This is a genomic window from Leptolyngbya sp. FACHB-671, from assembly GCF_014695745.1.
Lineage (GTDB): Bacteria > Cyanobacteriota > Cyanobacteriia > Elainellales > Elainellaceae > JAAUTN01.
In genome coordinates, this window is sequence record NZ_JACJOV010000159.1 from 1 (window position 1) to 25,031 (window position 25,031).

Below are 25,031 nucleotides of genomic sequence, written 5' to 3' on the forward strand. Positions count from 1 at the left end.
CTTTTCGGGACGTTATCGCAATCGTAGAAAACGGTTTGGCTTGCGCTTGAATCTGATTGCTGGCTTACTCAACTATGAATTGGCACATGCCTTTTGATTCATGCAGGAGGTCTACTCTGTAAGGGCGGTTTGCGAACCGCCCCTACGCTAAAGCTTATTCATCTGAAGATGGCTGTAAGTTCTTTATTTCGCCAGTACATTCGGATAAGGATATAAGGTCTGTACTGTTTTACGGTTCGACGGTTTGGGCTGCTCCACCTCCTCGGCGAGTTGGCTCTGCGGCTGCAATCATTGTTCCGTCAGGGTTGATGGCTATACCTGTAGCGGCTCCAATTTCGGCAACAGGTTCCAGCACATGTCCTAACTCAGTCAGGGCTAACCCTAACTCACTGGTTTCAAAGCCACTATCTACTTGAGTTACGCCTCCATTGCGTTGAGAGATACGAGGAGCGGCGATCGCCTTATCAATTGGCAGATCAAAGTCAAATACATTAAAGGCAATTCCTAGAACGGTTGTGATAATGGTTGAACCACCTGGAGAGCCAAAGGCTATCACTTGTCCATCTGGAGCAAAGGCGATCGTCGGAGACATACTGCTGCGGGGGCGCTTTCCCGGTTCTGGGGTGTTGGGATGAGGACTTTCGGGGTCAAAGTCGGTCAACTCATTGTTGAGGAGAAATCCATATCCTGGAACAACAATGCCAGAGCCACCCGTAGACTCAATCGTGAGTGTGTAGGAAACGACATTGCCAAAGCGATCGGCAACGGTTAGGTGAGTGGTGGAAAGCCCTTCGTGATCGCCAATTTGAGCGACAGGAGTGGCGGTTGTCATGCTGGGACTAGGATCAGTTTGATAGGGCAATGGATTGCCTGCTGTGGTGCGGGCTTCGATCCCTTCGGGTGGGGCAGTGTTTTCAATGAGCGATCGCCTCTCCGCTGTGTACTCTTCACTCAACAAACCTGCAAGAGGGACATCAACATACTCTGGATCGCCCAGAAAAGCAGAGCGATCGGCGTATGCCAACCTCTCGGATTCAATAATGGCGTGTAAAGCCTGGGCGCGATCGAGTGTTGCCAGGTCAAAACCTTCCGCTAAATTGAGCGTTTGAATGCCAGTAACACCGCCACTGCTGGGCAGTCCCATACCGTAAATTGTGTAACCGCGATAGTCGGTCGCCACAGGTGGACGAACCTGTACATGATACTCATCTAAATCATCTAAGGTCATTCCTCCCGGAAGTGCGGCAAAGGGTGTAATTTCCTGTGCAGGAGGGTTTTGTACCGTTTCTACAATTGCTTGTGCGATCTCACCTCGATAGAACGCATTCACGCCTTGTTCAACCAACAGTCGATAGGTTTTTGCCAAATCTGGATTGCGAAAGGTTGAACCCACTTCGGGCAGCCCATTCGCCAGGTAAAGCGATCGGGTAGGAATGTAGGCACCAAATCGCTCTTGATTTTGCTCAAGCTGAGTGACAAAGGTTGTATCTACTTCAAAACCGTCTTCTGCAATGGCGATCGCAGGTTCTAAAGCTTCTGCCAATGAGATCGTGCCATAGCGACTTAAAGCTTCTGCCCAAGTTAGAGGGGTGCCCGGTACACCAACAGCAAGTCCGGTGCTGATGCGATCGGGGGAAAACGGTAACAGTTCTCCTGGATTGTTGGGATCGTTAAACATATCCACACTGGCAGAAGCGGGAGCCTGTTCGCGTCCATCTAATGTGATCACTCGATCGGCATCCTTCAGGTAAATCACCATAAAGTCGCCACCCCCAACTCCTGCCGAAAAGGGTTCGACTACACCCAGTGCCGCCGCTGCCGCAACCGCTGCATCAATTGCATTACCGCCTGCCTGTAGCACTTCAATTCCAACTTCAGTTGCTCTTGCATCGACTGAGGCAACCGCCCCACCCCTTCCTCTAGCAACTGCTGCTGCTCCTTCCTGGGCACGAGGTGGTGCGCCTGTTAGCAATACAATTCCTAAAAAAATGGCGATCGCCAAAACGGCAATAACTCGTCGTCGTCTCATATCTCACCCCCTTTTGAATACGGAGTATGGTAAACGAGTTGAGCCCATAGGGAAACCTAAGTCAGTTCAAACTCTCTTATTACTAAACTCGATTTCACCAACAGGAGAAAAGTATTAGAAAACCTATCCAAAGATAGTTGTGTCTGCAACTCATTTTTAGGCTCTGTGAAAGCGCAACGGTGGTGGATTTAGGGTGAGTAATCGCTGTATCAGCCCATTACCAATACTGCTTAGGCTACATTCAAACTGTTTCTGTATCATCCATTACAGTCAGCAGTTTCCGCTACCCTCTATTGAATAGGTATAAATTGAAGAAGCGTTTGCGCTCAGGCGAGTGGCGTTGCATGAAAGCAAACACCTGGCAGCATTGAAAGGGACTATTGATTGTGATTGACCAGTATAACCCCGGAGACTTTTACGATGAGCTATTTGCGGCAAAGGGGCAACCCCGAGCCGAAGCCACGCTGCTGATTGAGCGAATTCAGTCCTTGACTCTACAAGAACTTCAGCGACGGCAGCAGGCTGCCCAAAATGCTTTGTTTAAGCTAGGGGTAACGTTTAATGTCTATGGCGACAATCAAGGAACTGAGCGAATTTTTCCGTTTGATATTGTGCCACGCATTGTTTCAGCTCAGGAATGGAGCTGGCTGGAGCAAGGGTTAAAACAGCGAATTCAGGCTCTAAATCTTTTTTTAGCAGACATCTACGGAGAGCAGAAGATTCTCAAAGATGGAGTAATTCCTGCTGAGCTAATTTATTCAGCGTCGGGGTTTCTCAAACCCTGTATGGAATTGCAGCCGCCACAGGGAATTTGGTGTCACATTACTGGGACGGATTTGGTGCGCGATCGCAGCGGTCAATGGTATGTCCTGGAAGACAACCTGCGCTGCCCTTCGGGTGTTTCCTATGTGCTAGAAAATCGCCGCGTGATGAAAAACACGTTTCCTCTAGTGTTTAACTCGATGGCAATTCAGCCCGTGGATGATTATGCCAGTCAACTACTTGAAACGCTGTTAAATCTGGCTCCTTCAGGCTTGCCTGAGCCCAGAGTAGTAGTGCTAACGCCTGGGATTTATAACTCTGCCTATTTTGAGCACTCTTTTCTAGCGCAGCAAATGGGCGTTGAGTTAGTTGAGGGTCGAGATCTGGTCGTGTCTGATGGATATCTGCAGATGCGAACAACTAGGGGATTGCAGCGAGTTGATGTGATCTACCGTCGGATAGACGATAACTTCATTGACCCAAAAGCATTTCGGGCGGATTCATTGTTGGGTGTTCCCGGATTAACTGAGGTCTATAAACAGGGGCGAGTGGCGATCGCCAATGCTTTAGGAACAGGAGTCGCAGACGATAAAGTGATCTACGCCTACGTACCTCAAATCATTCGTTACTACCTGGACGAAGACCAGATGTTGCCCAACGTTCCTACTTACCTTTGCTGGGAAGCCGATCAACAGTCCCATGTATTAGCCAATTTGGATAAGCTAGTAGTCAAAGCTGCGAATGAATCGGGTGGCTATGGAATGCTGGTTGGACCTCACGCTACCGTTGAGCAGCGAGAAGAGTTTGCTGGACGGATCAAAGCCAGCCCTCGCAACTACATCGCGCAACCGACCTTATCTCTATCGCGAATGCCCACTTTCTTAGACGATCATTTTGATGGTCGCCACGTTGATTTACGTCCCTACATCCTCTATGGCAAAGACATTTACGTGACTCCGGGTGGGCTGACTCGCGTGGCGTTGAGGAAAGGTTCACTGGTGGTCAACTCATCTCAGGGGGGTGGCAGCAAAGATACCTGGGTAGTGCAATAGTTAAAACCTAGAATTTGCTCACCTATCCCTCTCAACCCTTACTCATTTTTTATGTCTTATGTTAAGTCGCGTTGCAGATTCAATTTACTGGCTCAATCGCTATGTAGAACGGGCAGAAAATGTAGCTCGGTTTGTTGATGTTAACTTTAACCTGCTGCTAGATTCTCCCGTCGGTGTAGCCCAACAGTGGAAGCCGTTGGTGGTCACAACCGGTGACTTACCTTTGTTTATGGAGCGCTATGGTGAGTTCACACCGGAAAATGTCATTCACTTTCTCACCTTTGACCCTAAATATCCCAACTCCATCCTGTCCTGTCTGCAATCGGCCCGAGAGAATGCCCGCTCGGTGCGAGAAATCATTTCCTCGGAAATGTGGGAACAGGTCAACGCCTTCTATCTGATGGTGAAAGAAGCCTCTCAAATGCAGCAGCTATCAGAACTGTTTGGCTTCTTTTCTGAGGTAAAAATGGCCAGTCACCTGTTTGCAGGTGTAATGGATGCCACCATGACTCACAACGAGGGTTGGCACTTTGGGCAAATCGGCAGGCTGTTGGAACGGGCAGATAAAACAGCGCGAATTCTAGATGTGAAGTATTTCATTCTGTTACCTTCCGTAAAAGATGTTGGAACAGCACTGGATGAGTTGCAGTGGATTGCGTTGCTTAAATCTGCTAGTGCCTATGAGATGTATCGCAAATGCCAGCACCGGATTACTCCAAATGAGGTAGCAGAATTTCTCATTTTAGACCGTGAGTTTCCTCGCTCCATTCAGTTTTGTCTATTGCAGGCGGAGCGATCGCTCTGTCAAATCACGGGTTGCTTACCTGGCACCTGGCAAAATCCAGTTGAGCGAACGTTAGGCAAACTGCGCTCTGAGTTAGACTACCTGACAATTGAAGAAATTACCCAGCGAGGCTTACATCAGTTTTTGGACGACCTGCAAAGTCGAATTAACAGCGTTGGAGGAAAGATGTTTGAGACCTTTTTTGCCTTAGAACCCATGCACCAGGCTCAGTAATTAAACTGTGTATTACAAAATTACTCACACCACGACTTACAGCTACGAGAATCCAGTCACCTTGTCTCCTCATGTGCTGCGGTTGCGCCCCCGCTCTGATGTCGCTCAAACGCTGCACCGTTTCTCACTAGACACTGATCCACAACCGATTCGAGTCGTAGAAAATATCGACCTGGATGGCAATGCAGAACTGCGACTGTGGTTTGCAGAAGAGGCGATCGCCACTCTCACCATCACCACCACTTCAGAAGTTGAGACTTTTCGCACAAACCCCTTTGACTATCTAGTAGAATCCTGGGCCATCCAACTCCCAGTTAACTATCCTGCTTCACTCCTGACGCAGCTACAGCCCTGTTTAGGGGGACAATTTCTCCACTTCGCTAGCAGTGTTAATCCGGTTGCGATTCAACTGGCTGAGGAAATTTGGCAGGACACGAACAATACCATTTCTTTTCTCACTACGCTCAACCAGCGTATTCACGAAAGCTGCAAATATATCGTGCGAGAAACGGGTGAACCGTTTCCGGCTGGTATCACCTGGACGCAAAAGTCAGGCTCATGTCGCGACTTAGCAGTCCTGTTTATTGAAACCTGTCGGGCGATCGGGCTGGCGGCTCGATTTGTCAGTGGTTATCAGTCAGATGAGCCGAAAGAGCCGGGGGGTGAGGGGGGCGATCGCCAAACAGATACTCAACCTACACCTTCTCAAGAACATCATCTCCATGCTTGGGCAGAAGTTTACTTGCCGGGGGCTGGCTGGCGTGGCTATGACCCTACTCAGGGCTTAGCTGTAGCCGACCATCACATTGCACTAGTTGCTAGCCCTTTTGCCCGTCAAACAGTTCCGATCGTGGGTAGCTTAAAACAGGGTGTAGGGACAAAATCAGAAATGCAGTATCACTTATCTATCGCCGCTGCTTTGATAAAACCTTGAAACAGATCTTTTTACCCAATGCTATAGAAGTGAATTATTTGATTGTGCACAGGTAGTAAAGCCACATATCAGTATTAGCAGACCACTCATTTTTAGTTTTAAGCTCCAAGCCATTTTTCCAAGAATAAACTTGGATATTGCTAAAGCCAGCTTCTAATTGGTTGATTTGTTCTTGAGGTCTAACATAGTAAGTTTTTAAGCGAAAGTTGTGAGATTCGTCTTTAACAGTGGCGTGTGTAGATAGACTTAGCTGCTCCAAAGTCGTTGAGTAATTGAAGCAGCGTAATAAAGTCAACATCACCAAATTGACATAGGTTGTGATCGGGTTCAGGCTCATTTGATTTTTCCAGTTAAACTCTCGTTCTATCCGCTGGAGGTTATGGCTGGAGAAGAAGAAATAGCCTCCGGGTTTACTCACTCTGCTCACTTCTTGAAGCACTTTCAACCGATCGCTGTGGGAAACATAATCAATGCCATTAAAGCTAAACATAATAAAATCGAAAGTATTATCCTTAAATTGACTCATATCTCTAGCATCACAAACTTCAAAAGTTGTATCAGAGGATGCTGCAAAACGCTTTTGGCAAGCCCCAATCATCTCTGTAGAGTAGTCAATACCAACATACTCCAGCACTAATTTAGAGAAGTGTCGGGTTGTGCGCCCTCCACCTACTCCAATATCGAGCATTCTCATACTCGACCATTGATTTTGAAACCGCTCAAGAATGGTTTGTTCAGCAGGCTGTAGCATCTTCAACTGAGTGTAATGTTGAACGATACCACGGGCTGTGTAGAGCTTTCTATTATTGTCGTCAAGCATGATGAGTCATGCTCGGAGTGAACTTTCGACCGAAATTAACTTGCATGCAGAAACGATAAGGGTATCAGCAAAACCATACCATGACGCAGTAGTCATTGATTTGAGCGATCGCCCACACCACCAACTGCATGAGCACCAACACAGCGCATCGTCATGATAATCTTGACGTTAGTTGTTTACTGCGATCGCCCATGGGTAGCCAATCTACAGCCAAAACCGTCTTTTTGCTTACCTCTATGGTGGGCTGGCTCATTATTGGTGCAGCACTAATGTATCTTTTTCCCTTCATTGCAGATGGGTTAGTGTCATCTGATCTGACTCATTTGTGGATGAAAAACCTGAGTCGTAGCGGCTACAATCCCTCGCTGGCGTTAATTGTGGGGACTATCACCTTAGCTGTTAATGTAGTAGGCAATATCATTTGGAACCAGCGATTTGAAGGCAAGATTTAGAGCAGTAGACAGAAAGTGGGTTCTAAAGAACTGTCCTGCTTGTTGGTTTGTTGTGTTTTCACATGTCAGGGATGATTGGTAGCCTAACGCAGCGGAAACCCGAGACGCTGTAGGATTTCTTTCAAGCGATCGCGTCCACTTAATGCCTGTCCTGTTGCAACTCGTTTGAGGGAATGTTCTACCCAATCGCCAGTTACATTCATCTGCTGAGACTGATAAAACTGTTGCATGATTTCGTTGTACTGGGCGATCGCCCCTTCTTGCTGCGCGATATTGTATGTTTCGTGGTGGAGTACCGCTGCCTGAGGTAGACGAGGTTTAATGGCAGCAGGTTTAGCGGGGTCAGGATATCCCACGCACAGTCCGAAAACTGCAAACAGATGGGGTGGGAGCTGGAGTGTTTCGGCAACTTGTTCGGGATGGTTTCGCATTCCGCCAATGTAAACGGTGCCCAGCCCCAAAGATTTGGCGGCAACCGTTGCATTCTGCGCTGCCAGGGCAGCATCAACCGTGGCTGTCAAAAACATCTCCAGGTAATCTAACCCTTCGGCAGGTAGTCCTCGCTGTGAGGCAAGCTGATGCAGTCGTGCCAGGTCAGTTAACCAGACTAGAAACAAGGGACATTGGCGAATGTGTGCCTGATTCCCTGCCAGTTGAGCAAGAGTGTCTTTTCGTGTTGGATCGGCGATCGCCACAACGCTCCAGGTTTGCAGGTTTGAGGATGTGGCAGCAGATTGGGCAGCCGCGACCAGGGTCTCCAGGGTGTGAGGCGGCAAGGGATCTGGCAGATAGGCACGCACTGAGCGGTGAGAGAGCAGGGCTGTTAACGTCTCATTCCACCGTTCTGGATCGAATGCACGGATACCGTAGCGTTCCTGAATCAGATTGATTGGGTTGGGCGGGTTCATACGTAAAGATAGGTGAATTGGACAGAGGTATGGTAAAACACCGCTCCTTACCTTTGCATCGATCGCACGTTTCATCCTGTCGAGTTCACCTGATTCTGACGCTAACTGTCCCTCACCTTGCTATGTGTGGGTCTGCCTTGGTGCAGGAATACTTGTATCCTTCACGCCAAATCATATTGATTTAAACAGATTTCGGGACATGTCAACTTCTGTCAGGGCGCATCGCAGTGCGCCCTGACCCATCTTTGCAACATCTTCAAATCAGGTTGGTATCATGTTGCTCTTTCCAGAATTGCTCGGCAAACGCAATGGCAGAGTGAATCGGTGCTTTCGGTTTAGTTCTCAGTACCATCGCGGTTTCGTGTAAGAGGCGATCGCCCTTCGCTGAATTGCATTTCTCACAAGCCGCTACTACATTATCCCAAGTGTGAGTTCCACCTTTCGAGCGAGGAATAACGTGATCAAGCGTGAGCCGCTTCGGGCTGCCACAGTACTGGCAAATGTGGTTATCGCGCCGGAAAACTTCCCGACGATTCACTGGAGGTGCTTTCCAGTGACGTTCGGGATTGCCACTCGTCAAACGGATATGTTCAGGGATTTGTAGTACGATGCTGGGCGATCGCACTTCCCACTGCTGAGTGTTGCCAAATCCTAGAGATTCCGCCTGACCTGTAACCAGAAGCACGATCGCCCGCTTGATGTTAATCCGCGCCAAGGGTAGGTAATTTTTAGAGAACACTACTACTTGGTTTTGAAGGACTTGGGGTTGCCTGTACTCACTCCGTTGTGTCACCTGCATAAACTTCGCTCCTCAAAAGACAACCCCCGCCTCTGATGACCAGAAGCGGGGGCTAGGGAAGTTGGTATAGATTTCCCGATGTGGGTGTTAGGCTTGCCTGCACCTGCCGCTTTTGGTCAATTGTTCTGTAAACCATCTGACGCTAACGGAGCCTGAACAAATCGCTCTATTAATGCCTTCACTGCCAGTACCGCCACCCAATCGATACGTTCCCGTTAGCGCAAACATCGCCGATATACAGCTCAAACCCTTATGGGTTAGGCACAGCATGGGGTTGCATAAGGTGGCGAGAAGAATGCGTATCATCGAAGGCTGTAAGAGTTGTATTACAAACTTGGCTGTTTTTATACTACACTTGTAGTACTCAACTGTCCACCTTTTCATTAAAATTAAATCGTTCCATTATTCCTATCTGCACCTTTTAACGTTTAATTGATGAGAGATCACGTTGGGTTTCAAGCATCACTATGTCCGATTCCACCACTCCTACAACTCGTCAATCTAGCACCACCAATCACGTTCTTTCCCTGCCTAGTGGAGAGATTCATTACACCGCGATCGCCCAGTGGCAACCCTTATATGAGCGCGAGAAGGCGATCGCCGAACTCTTTCATGTAGCCTATCTAGTAGATAATCAAGACTCTACTCCCCGTCCACTCACTTTTGTATTTAATGGTGGACCTGGTGCTGCCTCTGCCTACCTACACATGGGCGCGTTAGGGCCTAAACGAGTCGCATTTGGTCAGAAAGGTACCCTACCTCAACCTCCCGTTAAAGTTGTAGATAATTTAGAAAGTTGGCTGAGCTTTACAGATCTGGTATTCATCGACCCAGTAGGAACAGGCTTTAGTCGGGCAGTGCCGCCCGAGAAAGATGATGCGAAAGCGGACGAAAAGACAAAATCTGAAAACCCAGAAGAGAAAGAAACTGAGTTTTGGGAAGTAGAACGAGATTTAAAGGCACTAGCAGAATTTATCCAAACCTTCCTCTCAAAGCAAAATCGCTGGCTATCTCCTATTTTCATTGCAGGCGAAAGTTATGGCGGATTTCGGGTCGCAAAACTGGCGCGTAAACTGCAACAAGACTTTGGTGTAGGGTTATCAGGGGCAATTCTCATTTCACCCGTCCTAGAATTTAGTTTATTAGAAGGAACCGATTACAACTTAACATCCTGGGCGGCAGTCCTTCCCTCAATGGCGGGAGCCGCCGCCCATCACGATCGCGCTCAATTGGTGGGTGAAAACTTGCAAACTCATCTCGCTGCCGCCGAAGTATTTGCCCGCAGAACGCTAATTCCACTCTTGGCGCTGGGAGATACCTTACCCAGTGATGAGCGACAACAGGTTTATCAAGAGTTTGCAAATTTAGTGGGTCTGCCAGTTGATCTCATTACTCGGCAAGGTGGACGGATTGGCATTGATGTATTTGCTAGAGAGTTGCTCCGCGACCAGCAGCGCATTGTGGGTTTATATGATGCCTCAATTACGGCAATTGATCCCTTTCCCGATCGCCCTCTCTATGAAGGAACCGATCCAACCTTAGACGGGTTGGATCGGTTATTTACAGGAGCAATTAATAGTCACTTACGCGGCACTTTAGGAGTTGAGACAAACTTAACCTATCATTTGCTCAATTTTGAAACCTTCAAAGCCTGGAAATTTGAACTCAAAGGTGGGTTAAAACAAGGCTTTATTGGTGCAGTCGATGATTTGCGTGTGGGCATGACGCTCAACTCTTACATGCAGGTTTACATCACACATGGACTATTTGATTTGGTCACGCCCTACTTTTCCTCCAACCATCTTGCAGATTTGATGAAGCTTGATCCAGAAGTTCGCCCTAATCTAACCATCAAACATTTTCAAGGCGGACATATGTTTTACACCTGGGAGGCTTCTCGGCAAGAATGGTTTGCTGAAATGACACAGTTTTATCATCGGGCGATCGCTCAGAAATAGGGGTGAAGGAAAATCGGCATTGCTGAATGCGGACATCATCCACGGATCTCAATTTCCTCTGTAGGGGCATGGCAATGCCATGCCCTACGAAATTATCCATACGTCGGCTGCTGGGGCCAACCTGGGGGAGAGTCTTCAAAATCCTCTTGCCGCCCATAGGGAGTCATATCCAGCAAGCTGTAGGAATCCGTGAGTGATTCAACACCACGACCATAAGTCGAGTACGTGTGGAACACATCGTCACCAATGCGGAAGAAAACGCTAAGTCCATGACTCTCGCCCTGCATCACATTTGAGCCATTCCTTCTCTCTAACTCAGCTTTGTCCCGATAGTTGTACTCGATGGGTGCGATGTTTTCATCTAACGTGACATGGAAATCATAGTTGAAATCACTGCCAAAGGAGGAATACCAGGGGACAGTCCATCCTTTGAGTGTTTTGTAGGCTTCAAGTTTGGGCAGTGGGGCACGGGAAACCAGCACGAATGTTGTGTCGCGATCGCTCAGCATTGACAGATCACCGAGAGCATCAACATAGCCTGTACAGCCCATACAGCCTTTCTCCCACTCCGGAGCAAACATAAAGTGGTAAATGATGAGTTGGGTACGTCCATCAAATAAATCAATTAGTTTGACGGAACCATTTGATCCTTCAAAGGTGTAGTCCTTCTCAAGTTTGATCATGGGTAGCCTGCGTCGCTCGGCATTAATGCGATCGCGTTGCCGGGTATATTCTTTCTCGTGTTCAAGCAGGGTTTTACGAGCAGTGAGCCACTCATTTTGCTCAACAATTTTTGGATGCGCAATTTCGTTCTTAATCATCGTGAATCTCCTTTGATTAGTTAATTGCGCTGGGTTCCATGTACATCAGTTCCCAAATGTGTCCATCTAAATCTTGAAACCCGTGTGCGTACATGAAGCCGTGGTCTTGGGGTTCGCTGTGAGTGGTTCCACCCGCTGCGATCGCTTTGCGAACCATGTCATCAATTTTTTCTCGACTTTCAGCAGATAAGCACACCAGCACTTCAGTACTTTGCTTGGCATCACAAATCGCCTTTGGTGTGAAGGTCTTGAACTTCTCATGGGTCAAGAGCATGACGAAGATTGTCTCCGAAACAATCATGCAGGTGGCAGTTTCGTCAGTGAATTGAGGATTGAACTGGAAACCAAGTTGCGTAAAGAACTCGATCGATTGCTTGAGGTCGTTGACGGGTAGGTTGACGAAAATTTGGGTAGTCATGTTTTTTCTTGGGGTGATTTGTTGCAGATGTATTGGTAGAAAAGCGTTGAGGATGGAGTTTAAGGGAGATTACAACGGTTTAAGCAACCTGATCGCAGTTAACCATCCAGGGCGTACCGAACTGGTCGATCAACATTCCAAAACGGACAGACCAAAAGGTTTGCTCGATCGGCATCTTTACCTTGCCGTTTTCTGCCAGAGTGTGAAAAATTCGTTCTGCTTCCGCTGGCTCAGCAACGCTAATCTGCACGTAGAAGCCTTGAGCAGTTTCAGAATATTCAGGTGGACTGTCAGACCCCATCAGGAGGCGATCGCCCAAATCGAGACAGGCGTGCATGATTTTGTCATGCCATTCAGGAGATACCTGTTCTGCTGAAGGTGCCTCTTTGTGAGTCATCATCATCGTGATCTTGCCGCCAAGACACTGCTCGTAAAACTTGAATGCTGCCTCGCAATTACCGTTGAACATGAGATAAGGATTAATTTTCATGATGTCCTCTTGTGGGTTAGTTCCTGTAGGGAGGGATTACATTGATTGCTTTGAGGTATTCAATGGGTCTACCAAACCCGCTCATACAATTGTTTCTACGGGTTAAGCGTGAAGACCGCTTGAGAGGTCTCTGGAGCAAATGGCACCGAAATGTGTTCATGTAAGATCTGCCAGTCGCCCTGATTCTTCTGGTAAACAGCAGTGGCGCGTAGCCACATTTTCATTGCAGGATGATCGGGTTCTCCCTTAAAGCGAAATAGCCAGTGTGCTGTCGCCAAGCCATCATTCACAGCGATCGTAAGATCTCGTGTTTCCATCTCAAAAGAGTCTGGAAAATAAGGCAGACAGTCTTCCCAGATGTGACGAACTGCGTCTTTGCCTTTGGTTTGAAATGGAGGTTTGACATCGAAGAGAATGACCTCATTGGCATAATGAGACATGATTTGATCCACGTCTTTGGCGCAAATGGCACGCTGTTGATCGCTAATTAGTTGGCGAATTTGAGCTTCGTGGTTTGTGTTGATGTTTGCAACTGTCATTGAAGAATCTCCTTGGTTTGAGGTTAGAAATTTTAGGCGTCGAGATCTGGGCTAGCGACAAAATGAGTTGGGGTTACAGGGCACAACTAACGGTTCCCCGATTGTTTGCCAATTGGCATTGAAATATGTTGATGAGTGACTAACCACTTCCCCGCTAATTTGTGGAGGCAAAACGTGGCACGTACCCAATCTTCGAATGTCCCACCATCGGGTTGAGCCCCCCCGCAGTGGATCAAGCAATACGCGAATGCTACGTCCTGACCCGCAGTGATTTTGAGATCGTGAATTTCAAATCGACCGGAACTTTCGGTTGTGGGCTGCCAATCGTCCCAGCTTTTGCGATAAGCATCGGCTCCCTCATACTTCAGCGGAGGCAACACATCGAAGATCGTGACATCTGATGCATGGAAAACCAGAACTTCATCATGCTTTCCCAAACGGGTTGCATCTGCCCATTTCTCTAACAGTTCTCGGATTAGAGCTTCATCGGTTGATCGAGTCGTTCCCTGTGCTTCCATTTCCACAAATCCAGCTGCGGCTTGCTGAACATCTTCAGAGAAATCCTCAAATTCTTGCACTTGACGGATTTCGATCGTCTCGTTATCTGAGGCAGGACAGCGAGAAGCCCACTCAATGGCTTCCTCTTTTGAGTTCACTTGAATCATCCAGTAGCCACCCAGCACCTCTTTCACATTCGGGGAAACTCCTTCCGTCACTTTTGGATTTCCCCCATTGAAGGTAATTCGCGCACCCATTGAGGGCGGGTGAAGCCCTTCAAGGGAAACCAGTACGCCAGCTTGTTGAAGTGCTTCGTTGTACTTCATCATGGCTTCAACCGCTTTAGCATCGGGCATAGCTCCTGGGTCTGCACTCTCGTAGCCTTGGGGAATCATGAGCAACATAAATCGCATTGGAGTATCTCCTCGGACTGAAGTTTGTGGGGTCAGGATTCTGAACTGTTGAAGTGGAAGGATTGGTAGAATTAGGCGAACTGAAACAAGCAGGCACTAACTCTTTGGTAATCCCGCAACTTCAAGCACGGGACGAATTTCGACGGTGCCAGCTCTTGCCCCTGGGATCTGAGCGGCGATCGCGATCGCCTCATCCAAATCCTGAGCATCAATCAGAAAAAATCCGCCCAGTTGTTCACGGGTTTCAGCAAACGGACCGTCAGTCACCAGTGATTTGCCGTCACGTACCCGAACGCTGGTTGCCGTTGCAACGGGGTGAAGGGGAGCGGTTGCCAGGTATTGTCCTTTCGAGTTAAGTTCCTGTGCGAGTTGTGCAGATTCCACGTAGCAGTGTTCTCGCTCGGTTTCACTCAGAACATTTTCGTCCATGTATATCAGCAGCAAGTATTTCATTCGGTTGCCTCCATTCTTTGCCTTTGATTCTTTACCTTTGCAAGTGAGTCGAACGGCAATGACTTAAATCGACACCTCACCCAAAATTTTCTCGTCAGATGCGATAGATGCGATCAGATGTACTATAAAGTACGATCGAATTTGCTTCCGTTGCCTCCTTTGTAAGTCAGTCGAACGGCAACTGCTCAAATCGACACCTTGCCCAAATTTTTTTGTGACAGGTATGGCTCCAACCACAAAATCGGATGTTACTCAGGCGATCGCCTCTGTCTACCGGGCGGAGTGGGGACGAATTGTCGCCATTCTGATTCGGTTGATTGGAGATTTCAACATCGCTGAAGAAGCAGCACAAGAAGCGTTTGCGGCTGCTGTGAATCAGTGGCAAACCAGCGGGATTCCCGATCTTCCCCGCGCCTGGATTATCCGAACCGCTCGATACAAAGCAATCGATCGCCTCCGACGAAGAACGCGACTCACAGAAAAACTGGAATGGTATGCCGCCTCTGGATTAATTCCTAGTAGTGAGGAGCCGACTTATGACAGTGATGAAATTCCAGACGATCGCCTACGCCTGATCTTTACTTGCTGTCACCCAGCACTGGCGATCGAAAGCCAGGTTGCTCTAACGCTGCGAATGTTGGGCGGACTGGAAACCGACGAAATTGCCCGCGCGTTTCTCGTACCGACAGCGACACTAGCGCAACGGTTGGTACGTGCCAAGCGCAAGATCCGGGATGCTGGCATTCCTTACAAAGTGCCAGAGATGGCGGATCTCGCTCCTCGGATAGAGGCAGTACTGACAGTGATTTATCTCATCTTTAATGAGGGCTACGCGGCGACCAAAGGCGAAACAATGGTGCGGGCTGACCTCTGCACAGAAGCAATTCGTTTGGGACAACTGGTGCGGCAATTGATGGCACCCCAACCTCCCTCTGAAGTCACGGCACTGGTGGCACTGATGTTGCTGCACGACTCGCGGCGGGATGCACGTCTGGATGAGACAGGCGATCTAATTCTGCTGGAAGACCAAGATCGCAGCCGTTGGAATCACCAACAGATTGCTGAGGCGTTGCCACTAGTAGAAGAAGCGTTGCGCGGCGGAACGGGTATTTATGCCCTGCAAGCGGCGATCGCAGCCCTCCACTGTCAAGCAACGCGAGCCGAAGAAACTGACTGGGCGCAGATTGTGCGGCTTTACGAGGTGCTGGAGCGCTTGCAGCCATCACCGATCATTTCATTGAATCGGGCAGTGGCGATCGCGATGGCAGACAGTCCCCAGCCAGCACTTGAACTCATTAATGGACTTGCCACTGAACTTGACAGCTACCATCTGTTTCATGCCACCCGTGCTGATCTATTGCGGCGTATTGGAGCGTTAAACGAAGCGACCCAGAGCTATAGGCGAGCACTAGAACTCGTTACAAATGACAGTGAGCGTCGCTTCCTGGAGCGTCGGCTGCGCGAAGTACAGCCCTGACGGGTTGTGAAGGGGACAACATGAGTGTTGTGTTAGCGAGAGCACGGTAGCTGCACAGAAAACGTCGTCCATCCTTGAGTACTGGTCACCGCAATCGTACCGCCTAAATGAGTGACTAATTTTTGCACCAGTGCCAGTCCTAAGCCTGTGCCTCCTTGCCCCCAAGGATCTGCATTCGGAATTCGGTAGAACTTCTCAAAAATATGAGATAACTCGGTTTCTACAATTTCTGCTGTATTACTAATCGTGAACTGCACCACAGATCCTGCTGTTGAAGCCGCAAGAACAGCCTGAGCTTTGAAGTGAATCGTCCCATTTGCCTGCGTGTACTTACAGGCGTTGTTTAACAACTCAGCGAGAACTCGTTCTAAGTGAGTACGGCTAACCCGTAATCGAGGAAGGTCAGAGGAGATATCGACTTCGAGGTGCTGTTGCTGCTCCTGAGCCCGATTTTGAAACGGTTCGATGATGCGAGGAAGCCAGTCTAGTAGGTCAATGGGCTCGTCTAAAGTTCCAGGAATTGATAAAGTTTCTAATCGTTGTAGATCCAGCAAATCACTAATCAGTGCAGTTTCCCGGTTACACTCCGATCGCAAAATTTCCAGGTAGCGCTGTCGGTGTTGGTCTGTTCGAGCAACTTGCAGCATTTGGATAGCCATCTTCATGTTAGTAACAGGGGTTCGCAACTCATGAGAGACAGTACTGAGAAAATCATCTTTGAGGCGGTTAAGCTTCTCTAACTCCTTGACCTGTGTCTGTGCTGCTTGATAAAGACGAGACTGTCGCAGGGCGATCGCGCACTGATTGGCAACTTGCTGAACCAGGCGAATATCCTGTTCACTAAAGCCGTAATCGGCATGGTGAATCAACCACAGATCACCCATCACACCTTCATCATCCAAAATCGGACAAGAAAACATAGCAACCCGTCCTCGTCGGGGATGGGGTTGCGTTGAGCAGTGTTGGAAATATTGCCCTTTCAACAATTGGTTGTACCCTTGAGGGAAATTTGCCATTTGAATGTTTTTTTCTTGCAGGTACTTCTCTTCAACAGAATACTCACAGCGAATTACAGAAGTTCCCTGTTCGAGATCGTACACAGCCGCATTGCAGCAATTCACACCGATCGCTTTTGCTAACTCCTCAACGGCAGTTTGCAGAATGTAATCTTCATCGAGCGAATCTCTCACTTTATCGGTAATGCGCTTCAACGTTGCCTCAAACTGAAAAGCTTGCTGAAGTTGGGCGGTTCGCTCTTCTACTTGTTGTTCTAACTCAGCATTCAACCGTTGCACCTGTTGGTACAGTTCAGATTGCTGAATAGCGATCGCCAACTGGGTCGCCAAATGCTGGAGTAAACTTGTCTCAACTGGTTTCCATTGCCGAGGTGCTGAGCAATGATGAGCCACGAGCAACCCCCATAGGTTATTGCCCTGCAAGATAGGAACTGCTAAAGCGGCTTGGACTTGCATTTGCTGAAGGTCACTCCGGAGCTGAGGTGTGACGTTAGCACTAGCAATTTGATCAATCACGACGGGTTGACCCTCACGAAAGAATTGAGCATAACGCTCATCAAAGTCAGGATCACTAGGAAAGGTAACTCCAGCCACTGAGGATGTCCCTTTGGCAGTCGCATCCACGATTAAGGTTCTACTCCAATCGGGGTTGAGACGGATAATGCAGACGCGATCGCTTTGTAAAAATCGCTGAACTTCAACAACTGTCGTGCTCAAAATTGTTTCTAAATCTAGCGATTGTCGAATATGTTGGGCGATCCTAGTAATCAACTGCTCTTGTTGGGCTTGCCATCGCTGTTCGACGGCGTACCGAGCATGGTTGATTGCCAAACGGACGGCATTAGGTAACCGACTATAGTGCTTAGGTGATTTTATTAAGTAGTCATCTAGCCCTGCTTTGAGTGCCGTAACTGCCACTTCCTCTGTGCCGCTGGCAGTCAACATAATGACAGGACAATCTGGATAGCGATATTTAATCTTTTCAAGAACACTGATTCCGTCCGTCCAACGCAAGCGATAGTCTGTAATGGCAATATCAAAGCCATCCATCATTAGAGCTTGGTGAAGGCTGTCAGAATCATTGACCTGCTCAACCTGCAAATCAGGAAATTCACGCCGCAGAATATGGATAACCTGAAGGCGATCGTCGGGACTGTCATCAACCAGGAGTAGGCGCACTTGGGGAATAAGTGGAGTCATTACAGGGTATATCTAGGATGCCCCGCCAGAACGCAGTTGAACGCTTTGATCGAAGGTATATATTTAAGTTTTCTAATCTGCTCTTAAGGAAATTTTTAGAATAGAAGCTGTGTTGCAAAATTAATCATTTGCAGTGCTAGTAAATGATTAATTTTACTCTCCAAAAGTAGGTAGCTCAATCCAAAAGCGGCTTCCTTGCCCTACTTGAGACTCAACGCCCGATCGCCCACCCATTCGCTCTATGCTGCGTTGGACGATCGCTAACCCAATGCCCGTACCAGGGTAGCTTTCTACCCCGTGTAACCGCTCAAAGATACGGAAAATTCGGTCACGATATTGAGAAGCAATGCCGATGCCGTTGTCCTCAATCCACAAACGAATGAACTCATTGCGATGTTCACTCCAAATTCGGATACGGGGTTGTACACCGGGAGCCACGAACTTAATGGCATTCGTAATTAGGTTTGTAATTACCTGCTCCACAGTTAGGTAGTGACCTATTACAGTGAACAGCGGTGCTTCAACAATAATTTGAACTTGTTGCAATTGAAGCTCTAATTGACTCAAGACATCTCTGACGGCGATATCTAAGTCGATCGCCTGTAACGCTAACGTCATTCGACTCAAGCGGTTGTAGGACAATAAACCCTGTAACATCTGATCCATGCGATCGCCATTCTCTCGAATCCGGTCGGCGTAGCCTTGACCCGTTGAGTCTAGCTGGTCAGCAAAGTCTTCTAGCAAGATTTGAGCATACCCACGGATCGAGCGCAAAGGCTCTCGCAAGTCGTGGGAAACCGAGTAGGTAAAGGCTTCCAGGTCTTTGTTTGCCTCCTCTAGCTCCTGAGTCCGGCGGCTTATTTCCTGCTCAAGTTGCTCAGTATAGCGCTGGCGCTCTTCTTCCTGAATGGTCTGTAACCGGGCAGCATAATGTTTGAGTTCTGTGATGTCTTCCACTAACCCATCAATCACTACCTCTCCACTCACAGAATTGAGAGTTTCAGCCAAGCGAATCCAGATGACATTCCCCTCGCTGATCAACTGCAATTCTCGCTCTCGCTTCTGCCCGGGTGCAAGTTCTGTCGGTTGAGACAACTGACTTGTGATCTGGTTTATTTGTTCATCTTCCAGAGAACTAATTCGCAAGAGTTGCAGAAAGGCTTGATTGGCTTCGATTACCTGATGGTCAGGCGTTGCCCGAAACACACCGATGCTGAGTTGCTCTAGCAATGACTGAAATCGAACCTCAAGTAAAGCGGCTCTCTGCTTTGATTGGGTACGTTCTACAGCGGCTCGTGCTGACGCTCGTAAACGGATGTAATTTTTTGGAGACTTCAAAATGTAGTCATCCAGTCCAGATTTCATCGCTTCAACGGCAATTTCTTGGTTAGCCGTATCAGTAAACATGATCACTGGACAATTGGGAGAATGTCGTTTTAATTGATGGAGCAGGTCTAGCCCAGTAGTCCACCGTAGCTGATAGTCGAGGATTGCTAAGTCAATGCGATCGCCCCCTAGCACCTGCTCAAAACTGTTTTCATCAACAATCTCTTGAACTTGCAGCCCCGAAAATTCTTTTTCTAATTCTCGAATGATAAACAGCCGTTGATTGGGATCGTCGTCAGCCACAAGGATATACATTGCTTAAAAAATAATCGCTTTTCTGATTATGCAAGGGGCTTGCGTAATTCAATCCAAAAGCGGCTTCCTTGACCAACTTGAGATTCAACCCCAACCCGTCCGCCCATGCGCTCGGCTCCTTTGCGAACAATTGCTAAGCCAATGCCCGTACCCGGATAAACCTCGGCACTGTGCAATCGCTCAAACACCTGAAAAATTTGCTCTTGAAATCTAGGCTCAATGCCAATGCCGTTATCTTCTACCCACAAGCGCACCCACGCTCCAGTTTCATCGAGCCGCTCTTCTGCCCAAAGATGAATTTGAAGCTGATGATCTCGTCGAGCAAATTTCAGCGCATTAGTGAGTAAGTTAGTGAGAATCTGGCTGAAAATTGCATAGTGTCCCTCGGCTTCAGGCAGCGGCGACTCAACAACAACTTCAGCGTGTTTTGCATCGATCTCGGCTCGCAAGTGAGATAGCACTTCTGTGATGATCGCATTCAGATTAAGCACCCGTAATTGAATGTCACTGCGACTGAGGCGACTGTAATCTAATAGATCCAGAATTAGGGTGTCCATATCTCGTGCGGCTTGCACGATCCGCTGTGCATAGTCTTGACCGTCTTCATCAAGGCGATCGCCATAATCTTCTAACAGAATCGTTCCTAATCCTGCCATTGAGCGGAGGGGAGCACGCAGGTCATGGGAAACCGAGTAGGCAAATGCCTGCAAAGCTTCGTTGGCTTCCTGAAGTTCAGCAGTTCGCGACTCTACCCGTTGCTCTAGTTCCGCTGCATAGCGTTGTAACTGCTCTCGCAATCGAGCTTGTTGAATTGCGACCGCAAGCTGATTGGCAAGTTCTTGGGCGATCGCCCGATTCTCAACATCAAAAGCAGCAGGCTCATTAGCAAATAGATACAAATCTCCGATCAAATCCCCTTCTATCAACAGAGCAACAATTAGGACGCTGCGTGTTCCTTGCCTAAACTGATACTCCAGCATGGGAGGACGCTGGAGCATGGTACTCAAATCCTCGATATAGCGAACTGTTTCTCGATAGCGCAAACTCTCTAACGATGAGAATGAAGCGATCGAGGTAATAGAACCTGCCTTTGTAGAGTCAACTTGTCCTGCCAGCACTTGAGCTTCATTGGTCTCGAAGTCAAATAGGACAACCGCTGCTTGTTGGTAAGCAATCACCTGATTTAACCGTAGCAGGGCAGAGCGAGCAATAGCTTCAGAGGAGGTTGCTTGTAGAATGGCGCGATCGATCTGCTGCAAGGTTTCTAATCGTTGAACTGTGCGACGGAGTGACTCTTCTGCCTGTTTGCGTCGGGTAATATCCACGTTGACCGTTACTGCGTTGATGGTCTCGCCCGTTCTATCTAGAATCGGAACTGCTGAATTCAAAATAGTTTTACGTTGTCCATCAAACGTTTCAATATCAACTTCTTCATTTAAGTAGGTTCGTCCTTCCTGAAGGGCACGGGTTAAAGCCCAATCTTGGCTAGAAAGACGATAATTTGTTCCAGACCGCCATCCCTTATACTCTCGGTATTCTTCCACGCTTCCTGGCATTGGAGCTTCTTCACCCCAAATGGTACGAGTTGCCGGATTCATGTCAATGATCGTTCCATTAGCGTTAGCAATAAACACTCCAACTGGCAGAATATCGAGAATCGCCCGTAAACGTTTGCGCTCCAAATCACTGGTGGCTTTTTCCTGAGCTAAAGCCTCTTCTGCCTGCTTTCGGGAAGTAATATCAAACCGTACCGCAAGGTATTGAACGGGTTTACCAGACTCATCAAGCAACGGAACAATGGTTGTGTCAACCCAATAATAGGTGCCATCCTTGGCGCGGTTTTTGATTTCACCGTGCCATACTTCACCTTGAGTAATTGTTCTCCAAAGATTGTGGAAAAACTCTTTGGCATGATAGCCAGAATTAATAATGCGGTGATTTTGCCCAATCAGTTCTTCTTTAGAGAACTTGGAGAGTTCACAGAATTTATCATTAATTTCGGTAATGGTTCCTTGAGCATCCGTGATTGCTAAAATTGCCGCTTGATCGAGAGCAAATTTGACATCAGACAAGTCTTTCAGTGTTTTTTGTAATGTTGATTCAGCTTGCCTCCGTGCGGTGACATCTCGCGTGACTTCTACAAAACCTCGTAAATTGCCGCGATCGCCCTGCAAGGCAGCGAGTACTACATCTGCCCAAAATAGCGATCCATCTTTTCGTCGTCGCCAGCCCTGTCCTTCATAGCGAGTTTCAATAGTGGCAGTGTGCAACTGCTGCTCCGGTTGGTGCTGCTCAACGGACTCTGGTGCAAACAGGAGTGAGAAATGCCGTCCCAAAACCTCTGGAGCAGAATAGCCTTTCAGTCGTTCGGCACCTGTATTCCAACTTGTGATCCGACCATTGGGGTCAAGCATGAAAATGGCATAGTCTTTCACACCCTCCACCAGAAGACGATATTGGTCCTCACTTTCCTGCAACGCCACTGCTGTTCTTTCTGCCCGCTGCCTGGCTCTTCTCAGTGCTTCGCTCAAGCTACTGATCAGTATTCCTTCGATCAGAAAAATGATAATTCGTACACCGTTCTCCAACCCATCAATGTTGAAGCTAAAGTAAGGCGAGACAAAGAAATAGGTGCCAACAAGAGCAGTTAAACCCGTTGCTAGCATCCCAGGAGCTAGCCCCCCATACCAGGCGCTAATCATGACAGGAATAATGAAGACCAATAGTGGTGCTTCATATCCAAGCACTGGTATCAGCAGAAACCTTACGAGCAACGCCAGTAAGCTTACCAGCACAGCCACACTGTAGCGAGACAGTAACATCCGTTCTGCTCCCAACATTGTTTAGCCCCCTTGCAAAGCTGGAACATCTGAGTCGGTATTTGCGATCGAATTACATTTAACCGACCTGATTGCCTAAGAAAGGCAGGCAGCAAAAGTTAGCCCACTTTATATGCTACGGTCGGTCCATGCTTCAGCTTTCTAAGCTAAAAGCGATAATAATGCTGCAAGCTTAATACTTAATCGTTAAGAACGACAGCGATAGGAGAAAAATCTATGGGCGATACTGGATTTGAACCAGTGACCCCTTCCGTGTGAAGGAAGTGCGCTACCACTGTGCTAATCGCCCACTGTCAATTGTTTTTTGTAACCGTTTTTTAGTATATCTTGAAAAGATGGAATTCTGGGAACATTTGTGGTGTCCCTATGGGTGAGGGGTCAAAAATTCGGCTTTTCAAGGGACTGCTGAAGATTTGGGCAAATGGTTTGAGCCATTCGATTGCTATTGGGGTATTCCTCCCATCCGGACAAGATGCCCTGCAGCTCAAACTTTAAAGTTTCCAGTGCTTCAATTTGTTCCGTGATTGACTGCACCTTGGCTTGCAGGTGTTGTTTTACTTCGCCACAGGGCAACTGCCCTTCGTCGTGAACAGCTAAAATTTGGTGAATTTCGTTAAGGCTCAGCCCAAGTGACTGTGCACGTTTGATAAACGCCAATCGGTTCAAGACCTGGCGGTTAAACAGACGATAGCCTGATTCGGAGCGATCTACCGTTGGCGCTAATAGCCCGATTTCTTCGTAATAACGAATGGTTTTGACGGGTAAACCGCTGCTAGAAGCGACTTCACCAATTTTGAGGAACTTCTCTTGAGGTGCCAGAGTGCGGCTTGTCATGGTGTCTGACCTGATAAAAATATTTCAGGTTCGGCGAGGTGGAGTTTTGCGAGACATACTCAATGTGGGAAGCTGAGGGCGAGAGGAATGCCCCGGCAGGTAATGAATCGGCGCGCTACTCGGAATCTCAATTTTGCTTTGACGAATCTTCCACCAGCGTAGGGCGATCGCCACGCCAACAAGTCCTACGCCCAAAAGCATGAGAGAGAGGCGATCGCCCACGCCACCAATTACTGCATCCACAGCCCCGACCGTAATAATAAAGCTTGAAATAGGTTCCTTACGATATCCAGACTTCAGCATCCGTGACCAGAGTAAGTTCATTGCGGCTCGCTTGTCTTCAAAATACGCCTTTGATTCAGGCAATCTGTTTAAGATCTATAAGAGAGATCTACACCGTCTATCCACCTGTGAACTCCTTATCTCTAAGCTAGCTCATCAAGCAGAGCAAATTATAAGAAATATAAACAGACCAATAAAGTTCATTGGAAACGGATTACTCGTTCTACCAATCGGCAAACCAGTTGAGGAGCAAGTTTAACAATGCTTCAGCAAGGGCAAACGATCGTTCACCCCTAAGCATTGCTGAATGCGGGTCTGCTTCACAGATCTCAATTTCCTCTGTAGGGCATGGCGATGCCATGCCCCTACTCATACATCTAGATCAGCAATGCTCACCCCTACGAAGATAAAATTCTTTTGCCAAAACCGATTTAGTACAGCCCTAACCAGGACAACAGCCCTTGCCCAGTAACGTATTCAATAGCTAGCGTCAAAACGAAACCAATCATAGCGGCGCGCCCGTTCAAACGTTCTGCGTAGTCATTAAATCCAAACTTTGGTTCTTCTAGCTTGGGGGTGACAGTGGGTTGAGGTTGGGTCATCGTTTTGTTACAACTCTTTGCATTACTTACATATTCTATAGCAATACGATTGGTTGCGATTGTCGGGGGCAGAAGAAGCCGATTCCTCCAACCGCAACTCTTTTAAGAATCAAAGAGACCTAAATCATTCTGCGTCATCGCTGACATCGGGCTCGACCGGTTGAGCTGAAGGTTGCGAGGGTGTTGATGGTGGGGTTGGCGCAGCAAAGGAAGAAGCAGGCGGAGGTAATTGATAGGGTTCTGGTGAGGAACTGACAGGTGAGGGTTTAGCTGGCAATGCTGCGGACTGGGTGGGCTGTTCTGCTGGAAGTCCCAACTGTTCTTTTGCTTGGGAGAGTGTAAACCCAACACTATTCTTTCCGGCTGACAGTAAGGCTCTGCCTGCCTCGGATACAACCCGATCTGGGCTAGACTGCTCGATGCCAGACAACCATGCTCGAAAGTTGCTGCCTAGCTGCACAGAGGTTTTCCAAAACCATTCAAAAGCAACGAGAAATAAGCAAATTAGCAGCCAGAGTAATGTCGCTGTTTCTTTCAGAAGATCCCCAGTGAGCAGGGCTGCCTGCTGATAGGTTGCACCCGTTTCGGGTGCAGACAGGCGCTGCCAGAGATGAGCAGCTTGAGCTTGAATTTTATCCATTAGATGCCTCTATCTAACTTAAGGATTTATGGAAAGGTGAGGCGGGCGATCGCCCAACCCCTTGAAGGCTGTCAACTTACGATTGATATCTTAGCCACATCCTGTCCCTGATTTGTCTATTGGGGTAAAACTCTC

At 48.0% G+C, this 25,031-nt stretch carries 24 protein-coding genes and 1 tRNA gene; 6 read left to right on the plus strand and 19 right to left on the minus strand.

The features are described from left to right. Positions 1-229 precede the first annotated feature (229 nt). A complete protein-coding gene (ggt, locus tag H6F93_RS29330) occupies positions 230-2,029 on the minus strand; it encodes a gamma-glutamyltransferase (protein WP_190688878.1) in 1,800 nt (599 codons plus the stop codon). A gap of 386 nt (positions 2,030-2,415) precedes the next feature. On the opposite strand from ggt, the gene H6F93_RS29335 reads away from it, so the two are divergent. The 3 genes from H6F93_RS29335 to H6F93_RS35495 are packed head-to-tail and all read left to right on the plus strand — an operon-like array spanning position 2,416 to position 5,795. Continuing rightward, complete coding sequence (locus H6F93_RS29335) at positions 2,416-3,843, plus strand: circularly permuted type 2 ATP-grasp protein (RefSeq protein ID WP_524538038.1); 1,428 nt, start codon at positions 2,416-2,418, stop codon at positions 3,841-3,843. Between the two features lie 58 nt (positions 3,844-3,901). Then, entirely contained in the window at positions 3,902-4,861 is a 960-nt protein-coding gene (locus H6F93_RS29340; RefSeq protein WP_190646533.1) for an alpha-E domain-containing protein, read from the plus strand. Between the two features lie 7 nt (positions 4,862-4,868). Further along, complete coding sequence (locus H6F93_RS35495; RefSeq protein ID WP_190688883.1) at positions 4,869-5,795, plus strand: transglutaminase N-terminal domain-containing protein; 927 nt, start codon at positions 4,869-4,871, stop codon at positions 5,793-5,795. A 34-nt stretch (positions 5,796-5,829) separates the two neighbouring features. Here H6F93_RS35495 and H6F93_RS29350 read toward each other — a convergent pair whose 3' ends face one another. Further along, entirely contained in the window at positions 5,830-6,615 is a 786-nt protein-coding gene (locus H6F93_RS29350) for a class I SAM-dependent methyltransferase (protein ID WP_190688886.1), read from the minus strand. 128 nt (positions 6,616-6,743) lie between these two features. Between H6F93_RS29350 and H6F93_RS29355 the strand changes: the two genes are divergently transcribed. Next, entirely contained in the window at positions 6,744-7,067 is a 324-nt protein-coding gene (locus H6F93_RS29355; RefSeq protein ID WP_242043683.1) for a hypothetical protein, read from the plus strand. 83 nt (positions 7,068-7,150) lie between these two features. Here H6F93_RS29355 and H6F93_RS29360 read toward each other — a convergent pair whose 3' ends face one another. Further along, a complete protein-coding gene (locus H6F93_RS29360) occupies positions 7,151-8,050 on the minus strand; it encodes an NADPH-dependent oxidoreductase (protein ID WP_242043684.1) in 900 nt (299 codons plus the stop codon). A 181-nt stretch (positions 8,051-8,231) separates the two neighbouring features. Further along, the gene (locus H6F93_RS29365) at positions 8,232-8,774 is read right to left on the minus strand and encodes an HNH endonuclease (RefSeq protein WP_190688889.1); all 543 of its coding nucleotides are present in this window, start codon (positions 8,772-8,774) and stop codon (positions 8,232-8,234) included. A gap of 467 nt (positions 8,775-9,241) precedes the next feature. Between H6F93_RS29365 and H6F93_RS29370 the strand changes: the two genes are divergently transcribed. After that, complete coding sequence (locus H6F93_RS29370) at positions 9,242-10,732, plus strand: S10 family peptidase (RefSeq protein ID WP_190688892.1); 1,491 nt, start codon at positions 9,242-9,244, stop codon at positions 10,730-10,732. A gap of 92 nt (positions 10,733-10,824) precedes the next feature. Here H6F93_RS29370 and H6F93_RS29375 read toward each other — a convergent pair whose 3' ends face one another. The 6 genes from H6F93_RS29375 to H6F93_RS29400 form a co-directional block, all read right to left on the minus strand. After that, positions 10,825-11,553: a DUF899 domain-containing protein gene (locus H6F93_RS29375; RefSeq protein ID WP_190688896.1), complete on the minus strand. Its 729-nt coding sequence runs from the start codon at positions 11,551-11,553 to the stop codon at positions 10,825-10,827. 16 nt (positions 11,554-11,569) lie between these two features. Next, complete coding sequence (locus H6F93_RS29380) at positions 11,570-11,971, minus strand: VOC family protein (protein ID WP_190688900.1); 402 nt, start codon at positions 11,969-11,971, stop codon at positions 11,570-11,572. A 79-nt stretch (positions 11,972-12,050) separates the two neighbouring features. Continuing rightward, positions 12,051-12,461, minus strand: a complete 411-nt coding sequence (locus H6F93_RS29385; protein WP_190688903.1) for a VOC family protein — start codon at positions 12,459-12,461, stop codon at positions 12,051-12,053. 95 nt (positions 12,462-12,556) lie between these two features. Further along, positions 12,557-13,000: a YybH family protein gene (locus H6F93_RS29390; protein WP_190688906.1), complete on the minus strand. Its 444-nt coding sequence runs from the start codon at positions 12,998-13,000 to the stop codon at positions 12,557-12,559. Positions 13,001-13,086: 86 nt separating this feature from the next. Beyond that, positions 13,087-13,911 (minus strand): YciI family protein, encoded by an 825-nt coding sequence (locus H6F93_RS35975; RefSeq protein WP_190688909.1) that lies wholly within the window; start codon positions 13,909-13,911, stop codon positions 13,087-13,089. Between the two features lie 96 nt (positions 13,912-14,007). After that, positions 14,008-14,364 carry a YciI family protein gene (locus H6F93_RS29400; RefSeq protein ID WP_190646523.1) on the minus strand — a complete coding sequence of 119 codons (357 nt, stop codon included), beginning with the start codon at positions 14,362-14,364 and terminating at the stop codon, positions 14,008-14,010. 223 nt (positions 14,365-14,587) lie between these two features. On the opposite strand from H6F93_RS29400, the gene H6F93_RS29405 reads away from it, so the two are divergent. Then, a complete protein-coding gene (locus H6F93_RS29405) occupies positions 14,588-15,841 on the plus strand; it encodes an RNA polymerase sigma factor (RefSeq protein ID WP_190688912.1) in 1,254 nt (417 codons plus the stop codon). Positions 15,842-15,873: 32 nt separating this feature from the next. On the opposite strand, the gene H6F93_RS29410 is transcribed toward H6F93_RS29405, so the two are convergent. The 9 genes from H6F93_RS29410 to H6F93_RS29450 form a co-directional block, all read right to left on the minus strand. Next, positions 15,874-18,057, minus strand: coding sequence for a GAF domain-containing protein (locus H6F93_RS29410; protein ID WP_190688915.1), 2,184 nt, complete (start codon positions 18,055-18,057; stop codon positions 15,874-15,876). A 153-nt stretch (positions 18,058-18,210) separates the two neighbouring features. Further along, the gene (locus tag H6F93_RS29415) at positions 18,211-19,698 is read right to left on the minus strand and encodes a sensor histidine kinase (RefSeq protein WP_190688918.1); all 1,488 of its coding nucleotides are present in this window, start codon (positions 19,696-19,698) and stop codon (positions 18,211-18,213) included. Positions 19,699-19,724: 26 nt separating this feature from the next. Beyond that, positions 19,725-22,538 (minus strand): PAS domain S-box protein, encoded by a 2,814-nt coding sequence (locus H6F93_RS29420; protein WP_190688920.1) that lies wholly within the window; start codon positions 22,536-22,538, stop codon positions 19,725-19,727. Between the two features lie 217 nt (positions 22,539-22,755). Next, a tRNA-Val gene (locus tag H6F93_RS29425) sits at positions 22,756-22,827 on the minus strand. A gap of 89 nt (positions 22,828-22,916) precedes the next feature. After that, the gene (locus H6F93_RS29430) at positions 22,917-23,372 is read right to left on the minus strand and encodes a heavy metal-responsive transcriptional regulator (RefSeq protein WP_190688922.1); all 456 of its coding nucleotides are present in this window, start codon (positions 23,370-23,372) and stop codon (positions 22,917-22,919) included. Positions 23,373-23,396: 24 nt separating this feature from the next. After that, positions 23,397-23,738 (minus strand): hypothetical protein, encoded by a 342-nt coding sequence (locus H6F93_RS29435; protein ID WP_242043685.1) that lies wholly within the window; start codon positions 23,736-23,738, stop codon positions 23,397-23,399. 139 nt (positions 23,739-23,877) lie between these two features. Then, positions 23,878-24,015: a hypothetical protein gene (locus H6F93_RS29440; protein ID WP_190688926.1), complete on the minus strand. Its 138-nt coding sequence runs from the start codon at positions 24,013-24,015 to the stop codon at positions 23,878-23,880. Positions 24,016-24,085: 70 nt separating this feature from the next. Further along, positions 24,086-24,256: a CAB/ELIP/HLIP family chlorophyll-binding protein gene (locus H6F93_RS29445; RefSeq protein WP_190644987.1), complete on the minus strand. Its 171-nt coding sequence runs from the start codon at positions 24,254-24,256 to the stop codon at positions 24,086-24,088. Positions 24,257-24,380: 124 nt separating this feature from the next. Further along, the gene (locus tag H6F93_RS29450; protein WP_190688928.1) at positions 24,381-24,896 is read right to left on the minus strand and encodes a hypothetical protein; all 516 of its coding nucleotides are present in this window, start codon (positions 24,894-24,896) and stop codon (positions 24,381-24,383) included. Between the last annotated feature and the right edge of the window lie 135 nt (positions 24,897-25,031).

What these genes read in the sequence shown, in the direction of transcription:
- H6F93_RS29450 (WP_190688928.1), bottom strand. Translation starts at nt 24,896, where the DNA reads ATGGATAAAATTCAAGCTCAAGCTGCTCATCTCTGGCAGCGCCTGTCT.
- H6F93_RS29410 (WP_190688915.1), bottom strand. Translation starts at nt 18,057, where the DNA reads ATGACTCCACTTATTCCCCAAGTGCGCCTACTCCTGGTTGATGACAGT.
- H6F93_RS29340 (WP_190646533.1), top strand. Translation starts at nt 3,902, where the DNA reads ATGTTAAGTCGCGTTGCAGATTCAATTTACTGGCTCAATCGCTATGTA.
- H6F93_RS29440 (WP_190688926.1), bottom strand. Translation starts at nt 24,015, where the DNA reads ATGGCATCGCCATGCCCTACAGAGGAAATTGAGATCTGTGAAGCAGAC.
- H6F93_RS29390 (WP_190688906.1), bottom strand. Translation starts at nt 13,000, where the DNA reads ATGACAGTTGCAAACATCAACACAAACCACGAAGCTCAAATTCGCCAA.
- H6F93_RS29400 (WP_190646523.1), bottom strand. Translation starts at nt 14,364, where the DNA reads ATGAAATACTTGCTGCTGATATACATGGACGAAAATGTTCTGAGTGAA.
- H6F93_RS29355 (WP_242043683.1), top strand. Translation starts at nt 6,744, where the DNA reads ATGAGCACCAACACAGCGCATCGTCATGATAATCTTGACGTTAGTTGT.
- H6F93_RS29375 (WP_190688896.1), bottom strand. Translation starts at nt 11,553, where the DNA reads ATGATTAAGAACGAAATTGCGCATCCAAAAATTGTTGAGCAAAATGAG.
- H6F93_RS35975 (WP_190688909.1), bottom strand. Translation starts at nt 13,911, where the DNA reads ATGCGATTTATGTTGCTCATGATTCCCCAAGGCTACGAGAGTGCAGAC.
- H6F93_RS29405 (WP_190688912.1), top strand. Translation starts at nt 14,588, where the DNA reads ATGGCTCCAACCACAAAATCGGATGTTACTCAGGCGATCGCCTCTGTC.
- H6F93_RS29380 (WP_190688900.1), bottom strand. Translation starts at nt 11,971, where the DNA reads ATGACTACCCAAATTTTCGTCAACCTACCCGTCAACGACCTCAAGCAA.
- H6F93_RS29415 (WP_190688918.1), bottom strand. Translation starts at nt 19,698, where the DNA reads ATGTATATCCTTGTGGCTGACGACGATCCCAATCAACGGCTGTTTATC.
- H6F93_RS29385 (WP_190688903.1), bottom strand. Translation starts at nt 12,461, where the DNA reads ATGAAAATTAATCCTTATCTCATGTTCAACGGTAATTGCGAGGCAGCA.
- ggt (WP_190688878.1), bottom strand. Translation starts at nt 2,029, where the DNA reads ATGAGACGACGACGAGTTATTGCCGTTTTGGCGATCGCCATTTTTTTA.
- H6F93_RS29360 (WP_242043684.1), bottom strand. Translation starts at nt 8,050, where the DNA reads ATGAAACGTGCGATCGATGCAAAGGTAAGGAGCGGTGTTTTACCATAC.
- H6F93_RS29350 (WP_190688886.1), bottom strand. Translation starts at nt 6,615, where the DNA reads ATGCTTGACGACAATAATAGAAAGCTCTACACAGCCCGTGGTATCGTT.
- H6F93_RS29365 (WP_190688889.1), bottom strand. Translation starts at nt 8,774, where the DNA reads ATGCAGGTGACACAACGGAGTGAGTACAGGCAACCCCAAGTCCTTCAA.
- H6F93_RS29445 (WP_190644987.1), bottom strand. Translation starts at nt 24,256, where the DNA reads ATGACCCAACCTCAACCCACTGTCACCCCCAAGCTAGAAGAACCAAAG.
- H6F93_RS29370 (WP_190688892.1), top strand. Translation starts at nt 9,242, where the DNA reads ATGTCCGATTCCACCACTCCTACAACTCGTCAATCTAGCACCACCAAT.
- H6F93_RS29420 (WP_190688920.1), bottom strand. Translation starts at nt 22,538, where the DNA reads ATGTTGGGAGCAGAACGGATGTTACTGTCTCGCTACAGTGTGGCTGTG.
- H6F93_RS29430 (WP_190688922.1), bottom strand. Translation starts at nt 23,372, where the DNA reads ATGACAAGCCGCACTCTGGCACCTCAAGAGAAGTTCCTCAAAATTGGT.